A 6,925-nucleotide genomic window follows, 5' to 3' on the forward strand; every position below is an offset into this window, starting at 1 on the left:
TAGGTGGGGGGGTTGACCGGACTGGGCGGGGCCGTGGCGTCCCGCGCCGGCCCGGACCTGTCGGTGTCGTGCTACTGGATCAGCTGCGCAACTGCCACTGCTGGTTGGTGCCGCCGGAGCAGGCCCAGAGGATCAGCTTCGTGCCGTTCGCCGTCGCGGCGCCGTTGGCGTCCAGGCAGAGACCCGACTGCACACCGGTGATCGTGCCGTTGGCGTTGACGTTCCACTGCTGGTTGGCCTGACCGTTGCAGTCCCAGATCACCACGGCGGTGCCGTTGCTGGTGCCCTGGCCGGAGGCGTCCAGGCACTTGGTGCCGTAGACCATGAGCTGACGGCTGGCGGTGTGGGTCCACCGCTGGTTGGTGGCCGCACTGATGCAGTCCCAGATCTGGGCCTGCGTGCCGTTCGTGGTGCTGGAGTTGCCGATCTCGGCGCAGCGGCCCGACTGTGCACCCACGATCTGCACGTTCTGCGGGTTGGTGCCGCCGCCGCTCTGCACGCCAGCCGCGTTGATCACGGTCTGCGCGCCCGACGGCCAACTGCCGTTGCTGACCGTGACGTTGCCGTTGACCACGTTGCCGCGGTCGCCGTTCGTCACGTTCGTGGAGTTGTTCGTCGACCAGTTGTTGGTGACCGTGAAGTTGCCCATGTTCTCCGCGTACCAGTAGTTGGCGGTGGCCCAGGTACCGGTGGAGGAGAACACGTTGTTGCGGGCGGTGTAGTAGCGGGAGCCCTCGTCGAAGTAGAGCCCGAACCAGCCGTTGGTCCGCAGGCAGTAGTTCTGGTTGATGGTCGCGCCCGGGTTCGCCGACAGCGTGTAGATGCAGCCGCCGTCGGTCATCTGCTGCATCACGTCGTGCACGTAGTTGCCGATGACCTGGTTGTTGGCCGCCGTGGTCGCCGTGGTGTAGCGCGGCTGGTAGTTGTAGAGGCCCCGGTTGGCGTAGTGCTGGCTGCCACCGGCGTCGTTGGCGCCCCAGCCGTAGCCGACCGACAGACCGGTGTACGGCATGTTGTAGACCTCGTTGTACGAGACCGACGCCGTGTTCACATAGGTGGTCAGGATCGAGACCACGCCCCGGTACTCGAGGCCGAGATCGTGCACCCGGTTGTTGCTGATGGTGATGTTGCGGTTGACCATCCGCTGGTCACTGGGGTGATGGGCGTCGGCGCGTACGCCACCGACCACGACGCCACCGGCGGAGTTACGGGCGATCTCGGAGCGGGTGACGGTGATGTCGCTGGCGCCCAGGCCGACACCGCTGGCATGGGCGTTGGCGTCGTTGCCGATGCCGATCGCGGTCTGCCCGAGGTTGACGAACTGGGAGTCGCTGAAAGTGATGGTGTTGGCAGCGGAGACCTGCACGGCGGCGGGCATCTGGTTCCAGTTCGGCCGGGTGGCCTCGAACTGGGGGCAGCCGGCCTGGCAGGAGGTCAGCGCGTCGGAGGGCCGGGACCAGGTGCCGGTGATGTGGGCACCGGTCTGCTGGTCGGCGAAACCGTTGCTGCTGCTCGGGCCGAGCCAGCTGGTGCCGGTGAAGGTGATGCCGCTGAACGAGATGTGGTGCGCCGGCGCGCTGAGGGTGCCGCCGACGTTGACCAGGGACTGTAGCTGTGGCAACTCGACGCTGACCGAGCTCATGTTCTGCCCGGCGAGGGGGATGTAGTTGAGCTGGCCGTTGCTCGGGTTGAGGTACCACTCCCCCGCCGAGTCCAGGAACTCGTACGCGTTGGTCAGGTAGAAGGGACCGGCGCGGTGCGGGCTGGAGAGGGTGTCGAACCCGAAGGTGTTGTTGTTCCACGCCGGCTGCTGCATCGTCAGGAAGTTTCCGCTGATGCTCTGCACCGGCGAGTACCGGTCGGTGAACGAGCCGACGCTCTCCACCTCGACCCGGTTCTGGTTGCCGAGGTTGTTCAGGTAGTTCAGCGCACTGTTGGTGAACCGCATGCCGGACGTGGTGAAGGTGAAGTCGGAGCGGTTCACGGCGGTGCGTGCCCGGGTGGCGACGGTCCCGTTGACGTAGAGCTGACGGGAGTCGAGCCCTGCGCCGACGTTGGCCCGCCAGATGTTCTTTCCGGAGTCGACGAGCGACCAGCCGGTGACCGCCCGGGCGCCGGTGATCGTCGGACGCGCGCCGGAGGCCGCCCGCCAGATCACCTGATAGCCGTTGTTGCCCGAGTCGGCCGCGGTGAACCGCAGCGGTGACGAGAGCCGGTACGCCCCGTTGGCCAACTCCACGACGATGTCACCGGACATCGCGCTGTTGATCGCCCGTACCGCGGTCTGGGCGGCGGTCAGCGAACACGGTTGGCTGGCGGAACACGCGGTGCCGGTGCCGGAGGGCGACGCGTAGAGGGTGGTGGTGGCCGCGGAGGCCGGGGACGCCGAGGCGGTTACCGCGACCAGCGCGGTCACCGCTGTCGCGGCGGCGCCGGCCAGCAGTCGGCGCAGCGGCGAAAGGGACGAGGACACGGGATGGTGCTCCTGACATGAGAACGGGGTGGGGTGGCGGAGCGGCCTCGACCAGCGCGGGGGTGACGGGTCGGGCAGTTATCCGAGGATCTCCCGGAGATAGCGCAGGCCGTCCGTGGCGAGACGGTCCTGCGAGGGGGCCAACGGACGCCAGATCGCCGCGGCGGTGGCGATGGTTTCGTTCTCCGCGGTGAACGACTCGATGCAGATCGAGCCCTGGTAACCGGTGTCCCGCAGGACGGTGAAGAACCGGGGCCAGTCGAAGTGGTCGGCACCCGGAGCGCCCCGGTTGGTGCCGCTGACCTGGACGTGCTTGATGTGCCGGCCGGCGACGGCGAGGGCCGCGTAGGGGTCGGCCTCCTCGATGTTCATGTGGTAGGTATCGATCATGATGCCGACGTTCGGCGGTAGCCCGTCGATCAACTCGATCGTCTGCTCGATCGTGTTGACGACGCTCGTCTCGTAGCGGTTCAACGCCTCGACACCGATGCTCACGCCCAACTCACCGGCCTGCTCGGCCACCGGTGCCAGGGCCCGCCGGAATTCCGCGTAGCAGGCCGCGCGGGCCGTTGGCGACATCCGCCAGGTGCGGCCGACCGAGGCGTACACGGGGCCGCCGACGCATCCAGCGCCGACGGCCGCCGCGTTCTCCACACAATGCATCAGGTACGCCACCGTCGACTCGACGACCGCTGGCGCGGCGTCCACCAGGTCCCGTCCGGGCGGGGTGACCGCGCAGACGCCGGCGGCGACGAGACCGTGCTCGGCCAGCAGGTCCCGGGTGCGGACCGGATCCCAGTCACCGGGCTGCTCGATCGGCAACTCGACCGCGTCGAAGCCGAACGATGCGATCCGCGGGATCAGCTCGGCCAGGGCCTTGTCGTCGACCGGCGAGGCCCACACCCACGGGTTGACGCCGATGGCGTACATCGGTTCCTACTTCCAGCGCTGCGGGTAGCCGGGCAGGTCGGTGCAGCCGCACATCGCGTAGTGCAGCGGCGGCATGCTCGGGTCGAGGTACTTGTCGAGGTTGTCCTGCGTGACGGTCGGCTGTGGCAGCTTCCACGGGCTGGACACCTGCTTGCCGTCGAGGATCTGCAGCACCGCCAGAATCGGTGTCCGCCACTGGTAGGTCGGGTAGGTCGGTGCGATAGCGGTGAGGTTCTTGTCCTTCCAGATCTTCAGGAAGTCGAGCTGGTCCTCGCCGTTCATCGGCGGAACGGGCTTGCCCGCGTCCTGGAACGCCTCGACCGCCGCGACGGCCGTCGCTCCGGCGTCCATCCAGACACCGTCGATCGTGCCGTACCGCTGGATGTAGTCGTCGACGATCTTCTTGGTCTTGGCCGGGTCACCGTCGGTGAACTCGACGCCCACGACGTCGACCTTCGCCTTGTCGAACGCCACCTTCGCCGCCGACCAGCGGGTCTCCAGGACGTCCACGCCCGGCAGGATCCGCAGGGCGAGGACCTTGCCACCGGGCTTCATCTTCTGGCTGACGAACTCGGCCCCGACGTGGCCGAACCCGTAACCGCCGATGGGGTTGATGAACGTCACCGGGCACTTCGTGTTGACACCGCGGTCGAAGACGACGACCGGCAGCCCCGCCTTGCAGGCCGCCTCGACGGCCGGGGTGAGCGTGGCGGTGGTGTTCGGCGAGACGATGAGCGCGTCGCAGCCCTTGCCGAGCAGGTCGTTGATGTCAGCGATCTGCTTCTGGTCCTTACCTTCGGCGTCGACGTGCACGAACTCCTTGATGCGGCTCTTCTGCGCCTCGACCTCGGCCTGCATGGTCTTGAACCCGACCTGCCGCCAGGGGTTGTTCAGCGCCGCGTTCGAGAAGCAGATCTTGTGCGGGCCGTTCTTCTTGAACTTGGCGGTGTCGACCATCGTGGGGTTGAGCACCTGCTCCCATGGCTTGTCGGCCGGGCCCGTGGGTGCCGCGTCGAGCAGCGCCAACTCGGCGTCGTAGTCGGCCTGCACGAAGAACTTCGACTGGTCTCCGGTGCCGGAACCAGTGGCGGCGGACGCGCTTCCCGACGGGCTCGCGGCCGGCTCGTCGGTGGCACAGGCGGCAAGGGACAGCAGGGTGACAGCGGCAATGGCCGCCATGGAACGTCGCACTATGGTTTCCCCTTTATCTCGACGAAGAACGGGTTGCCGAGACCGCCACGGCGAGCAGAATGATCGCGCCCTGGACGGTCGACCTGAGGGCGCCGGAGACGCCGTAGAAATTCATGAGGGCGAACAGCAGTTCGAGGGTCAGCGCGCCGAGCATCGCCCCGACGACCGCGCCGCGACCTCCGCCGAGCGCCACTCCACCAAGGACGACAGCGGTGATCGCACCGAACTCCAGGCCCGCGCCGGCCTGGAACGACACGCCGCTGTAGCCGCCCAGGAGGATTGCCGCCACCGCCGCCGCGAGCCCGCTGAGGATGAAGGCGAAGGTCCGGGTACGCCAGACGCGTACGCCGCTGAGCTCGGCGGTACGCGGGTTGTCGCCGACGGCGACCAGCGTCCGGCCGAAGTCCGAGCGCATCAGCAGCACGGCCGCCACCGCCAGGACTACCAGGACCACCAGCGCGTACGGCACGCGGCCCAGCACCGGCACGTCCTCGAAGGCCCGCCGACCGAACCGCCGGAACTCCTCGGAGAGCCCACCCTTCGGTGCGCCGTCGGACCACAGGTAGACAGCGCCGACGAGGATCAGGAACATGCCGAGGGTGGTGATGAAAGACGGCACCCGCAGCCGTGTCGTGATCAGGCCGTTGACCAGCCCGACCAGTGCGCCGAAGGCGAGCAGGAGCAGCACCACCGGCCAGGTACGCGCCGGGTCGCTGTCGATCAGCCGGGCGGCCACCACCACCTGGGCGGTGACCAGGGAACCGACCGACAGGTCGAACTCGCCGGACACGATCACGAAGTACTGGCCGGCGGCGAGCAGGATGATCGGGGCCGAACGGCCGAGGAAGGACATCAGCGACTGCGGGGCCAGGAAGTCGGGCTGACGAATGCCGACGAGCACCAACAGCACCGCGAGGATCGCGAGGATCGGCAGGACGCCACCGGGACGCAGCCGCGGCAGACGCAGTGGCAGAGAACGGGGCTGGACGGTCTGCATGGCTAGGCCGCCTTTCGCATGGCCCGGCGGGCGTAGACGGCGACCGCGGCGATGATGATGACGCCCCGGATCACCTGCTTGAAGAAGGCGTCGACCTCGAGCTGGTTGAAGATGGCGTCGATGCTGGCCAGCAGCAGCACCCCGCCGACCGTGCCGATGACACCGCCGCGCCCACCGGCGAGGGCGGTTCCGCCGATCACCACCGCGGCGATCGACTCCAGGTCGTAGAGGCCCTCGGTGCCGACCCGGGGGGCGCCCGAGCCGAGCCGACTGGCGAGGTAGATGCCGGCCAGCCCCGCGCACATCGAACACAGGACGTGGGCGGTGACGAGGACCCGGTCGTTGCGGACGCCGGAGAGCCGTGCCACCTCCGGGTCGCCGCCGACGGCGACCAGGTGGTGGCCGAAGCGGGTCCGCGACAGCGCGAACCAGGCCGCCGCGGTGACCGCTATCAACAGCAGGAACGACACCGGCACCGGCCCGACCCGCTGATAGCCGAGCGCCTGCACGAGCGAGGGTGCGGTGGTGCCGGCCGGGCCGTCGTAGCCGTTGTCGAGATAACCCTTGAGCAGCAACCCGACGCCCAGGGTCGCGATGAACGCGTTGACCCGGAACCTGGTGACGAGGAGCCCGTTGAGCAACCCGACACCGGCGCTGACGACGAGCACCAGGCCGATCGCCGGCAGCACCGCGCCGTCGCTGCCGTTCATCGTCTCGGCCGCGACGAGGGTGCTGAGACTGATCACGTACGCCACCGAGAGGTCCAGCGAGCCCCCCAGGATGACAAGGGTCTGGCCAACCGCGACCAGCCCGAGGCCGGCCGCGACATGCAGCAGACTCACTGTCGTGGACTGGTTGAAGAGCTGACCACCGTCGAGCAGGACGACCAGCCAACCGATCGTCAGGGTCAGGGTCAGGGCCACGAACACGCCCGGTACGGAACGCCGGGCCGGCAGCAGCGACAGAGCGCTCATGCGACAACCTCACGTGCCGTGCCGACCGCCAGCGCGACGACCTCCTCTTCGGTCGCGCCGGCGGGCAGCTCACCCGCGACGTGGCCGTCCCGCATGACGACGATCCGGTCACTCATTCCCAGCAGCTCCGGTAGATCGGACGAGATCATCAGCACGGCCGCGCCATCCCGGGCGAGGCGGCGGACGAGATCGTGGATGGCTGATTTCGCGCCCACGTCGATGCCTCGGGTCGGCTCGTCGAAGAGCAGGATCCGCGGGTTGAGCGCGAGCCATCGGGCCAGCACGACCTTCTGCTGGTTGCCCCCGGACAGGAAACGGATCTCCTGGTCGTCGCCGGCGCCGCGGATCTCCACGGCGGCC

Annotated in this window: 6 protein-coding genes; all 6 read right to left on the reverse strand. The window is 68.5% G+C overall.

From position 1 onward, the window contains the following. Nucleotides 1-79: 79 nt before the first annotated feature. Nucleotides 80-2,473 carry an RICIN domain-containing protein gene (locus AB0B48_RS31055; protein ID WP_357207786.1) on the reverse strand — a complete coding sequence of 798 codons (2,394 nt, stop codon included), beginning with the start codon at nucleotides 2,471-2,473 and terminating at the stop codon, nucleotides 80-82. Nucleotides 2,474-2,551: 78 nt separating this feature from the next. Then, on the reverse strand, nucleotides 2,552-3,403 hold the full coding sequence (locus AB0B48_RS31060; RefSeq protein ID WP_357207789.1) for a sugar phosphate isomerase/epimerase family protein: 852 nt from the start codon (nucleotides 3,401-3,403) through the stop codon (nucleotides 2,552-2,554). Between the two features lie 6 nt (nucleotides 3,404-3,409). Further along, nucleotides 3,410-4,594 carry an ABC transporter substrate-binding protein gene (locus AB0B48_RS31065; protein WP_307857817.1) on the reverse strand — a complete coding sequence of 395 codons (1,185 nt, stop codon included), beginning with the start codon at nucleotides 4,592-4,594 and terminating at the stop codon, nucleotides 3,410-3,412. Nucleotides 4,595-4,607: 13 nt separating this feature from the next. After that, the gene (locus tag AB0B48_RS31070; RefSeq protein WP_357207791.1) at nucleotides 4,608-5,591 is read right to left on the reverse strand and encodes an ABC transporter permease; all 984 of its coding nucleotides are present in this window, start codon (nucleotides 5,589-5,591) and stop codon (nucleotides 4,608-4,610) included. Nucleotides 5,592-5,593: 2 nt separating this feature from the next. Beyond that, on the reverse strand, nucleotides 5,594-6,565 hold the full coding sequence (locus AB0B48_RS31075) for an ABC transporter permease (RefSeq protein WP_112585260.1): 972 nt from the start codon (nucleotides 6,563-6,565) through the stop codon (nucleotides 5,594-5,596). Next, nucleotides 6,562-6,925 (reverse strand): ATP-binding cassette domain-containing protein (locus tag AB0B48_RS31080; protein ID WP_357207794.1); only part of this gene is annotated, 364 nt, incomplete at its 5' end. The genes AB0B48_RS31075 and AB0B48_RS31080, both read right to left, overlap by 4 nt.

This window comes from Micromonospora sp. NPDC049089 (assembly GCF_040648775.1).
GTDB lineage: Bacteria > Actinomycetota > Actinomycetes > Mycobacteriales > Micromonosporaceae > Micromonospora.

What these genes read in the sequence shown, in the direction of transcription:
- AB0B48_RS31070 (WP_357207791.1), bottom strand. Translation starts at nt 5,591, where the DNA reads ATGCAGACCGTCCAGCCCCGTTCTCTGCCACTGCGTCTGCCGCGGCTG.
- AB0B48_RS31060 (WP_357207789.1), bottom strand. Translation starts at nt 3,403, where the DNA reads ATGTACGCCATCGGCGTCAACCCGTGGGTGTGGGCCTCGCCGGTCGAC.
- AB0B48_RS31075 (WP_112585260.1), bottom strand. Translation starts at nt 6,565, where the DNA reads ATGAGCGCTCTGTCGCTGCTGCCGGCCCGGCGTTCCGTACCGGGCGTG.